This is a genomic window from Nitrospirota bacterium, assembly GCA_020846775.1.
Lineage (GTDB): Bacteria > Nitrospirota > 9FT-COMBO-42-15 > HDB-SIOI813 > HDB-SIOI813 > RBG-16-43-11.
Genome location: JADLDG010000136.1, coordinates 1 through 2,378, shown reverse-complemented (window position 1 = coordinate 2,378; position 2,378 = coordinate 1). Strand labels below are relative to the sequence as shown.

The following is a 2,378-nucleotide window of genomic DNA, read 5'->3' as shown; positions in this document are numbered from 1 at the left end:
TGTTGATAGTCAACACATTTGACCCCCTATGTGCAAATAAAATTGACCCCCCTAATTGGCCCTCTTTAGTTTGTCTTTAAGTCTGTAACTACCGCCATTAATGTAGAATATTCTCGCATGGTGTACAAGCCGGTCTATTATAGCAGCTGCTACGACATTGTCCTCAAAGAATTTGCCCCATTCATCAAAGTTGTAATTGCTGGTAAGGATTATAGAGCCCTTCTCATAGCGCATGGATATAAGCTGGAACAAGAGATTTGCCTGCTCCCTTGTTATAGGCATATAGCCAAGCTCATCTATTACTAAAAGAGGTAGTCTTGAATATGACATAAGCAGGCCTACTAAGCTTCCATCCTTCTGAGCAAGCATCAATTCCTCTATAAGGCTCTGTGCTGTCTGAAATAACACCCGATACTTTCCCATACAGGCCTTTATCCCAAGCCCTATGGATAGATGCGTTTTCCCGACACCGGGTGGGCCAAGGAAAATAACATTACCTTTCTGCTCTATAAAGTCCAGACTACAGAGTTTTATCACCTCTCTGTCATTGAGACTTGGCTGAAATGAGAAGTCAAACTCCTCTATGGTCTTAATATATGGAAACTTCGCCTTTGCTATCCTGGCTCGTATTGAACCCTCTGTTTTTCTGGATACCTCCTCTTCAAGCAGTAATGCCAGATACTCCTCGTACTGTAGCTTGCTTGCCGCAGCCCTATCTCCCAATTCCTTATATACACCAAGCATGCCTCGAAGCTTTAGTGCCCTCATATGCCCCTCTATCTGTGTGCTTAGCTCAGTCATTGCTCCACCTCCACCCGATACACGTCGAGGTTTCTATTTATGATGTCAGCATGAGCAATAGGATGGCTAATAAGAGAAGGGTTTACCGGAGGCTCTATCATCTTCTTTTTGCCAAGCAGCCTGCCAATGCTGTTTTTGTGATAAGACCCCATGCCGATACATTCCGCTATCACAGAGGATACATCCTCAACAGGAAAGACATTGGTGTATTTTATGATCTCTGTAAGGTGCCAGTAGAGATTAGGGCCGCACTTCTCTCGCAGCCCTTCTACATAGACCCTGCCATTATCGTTAAATGTATCTACAAATCTCCTGACCACATCAGAACGAACTGCATCCCTTTTTCCCATATATTGTTTGTTTATCTCCTCATGTTCCGGATGCAGGGGCCGTATACCTTTATCAAATAGTCTCACCTCATGCCTGGCTACCATCACACCCTTATCATCATAAACACGCAGAAGTCTTCCGAATACAGGCTCTACCCAGACAGTCCTGAGAACAAAACGCATCGGTACCGGGTATAGACTCCCATCCCACGATATATAACCGTCATTGCTGGCAGTGGCAACAGGTCTATCATATAAACTGGTGGGCTCTACAGAGGGGATCTCCCTTAAGTTTGCCTTCTCTACCAGGAATCTTTCATCTGGAGGCTCTTTCAGTGTGCTGTGGGGCCTTCGATTATACTCAGTCATAAACTCTGTCACCTTTAAATCAAACTCACCAAGCTCTTGCAACTCAAGTCCTCTCAACAGATGTTCCTGGGCATAATAAAACGGCCGTTCTGCCTTTCCCTTTGTCCGGGCACGGTAGTTCTTGCAGGCGAATGGCTCTATACCATAGAACCCACAGAATCTTAAAAACTCATCATTAAACCGCACAATCCCATCTCTGTCATGGCTGATGACCATCTGTTTCGGGTTATCAATCACAAGCTCCGCTGCTACACCACCAAAAAACTCTATCGCCGCCACTATCGCCCTTATTACATCACGGGTTGTTATACTTAGAGAATATGTATAATATTTCTTACGGCTGTAAGAAAGCACTACTTCATGAAGATAAATCCTCAGTTTCTTACCACATACCGGCAGATCCCACTCTTTCCAGTCATACTGCATCTGCTTGCCAGGAGGCGTCTCTACCCGTGTTGTCAGCTTACTGTTTATATCCTTCTCTCTTCTTGACTCATAAATATAGCGATGTACTGTGGAGAGCGAACCTTGATAACCTTTCTTTGACAGCTCAGAGAATATCCTCGTCCCGATATATTCCTTTGAGAGCATCTTCTCAATATCTCCTTTATACCCATCAAGCATCTTCTCATATTCGCGAGCTTTGAACTCTGGAGGTTCTGTACTCCTTAAGTACCTCCTGACGGTATTCTTTGATACCCCTATCTGCTTTGCAATACTCTTAATACCCCTCCCAGCTGCACTTAATGCCTTTACCTGCTGCCACTTATACATACTTATCATCCCCTTTCCCTCCCTCCTTTATTGGAGAGAGATTATACTCACAAGGGGGTCAGTTTTAAATGACGATAGGGGGTCAATTCTATTTTACGATCTACA

The 2,378-nt window shown here is 44.2% G+C and carries 1 protein-coding gene and 1 pseudogene; both read right to left on the bottom strand.

All coding sequences use genetic code 11. The features are described from left to right. Window positions 1-51: 51 nt before the first annotated feature. Entirely contained in the window at window positions 52-801 is a 750-nt protein-coding gene (locus tag IT392_13675; GenBank protein MCC6545520.1) for an ATP-binding protein, read from the bottom strand. 899 nt (window positions 802-1,700) lie between these two features. Beyond that, a pseudogene (locus IT392_13670) lies at window positions 1,701-2,282 on the bottom strand (transposase). Window positions 2,283-2,378 lie beyond the last annotated feature (96 nt).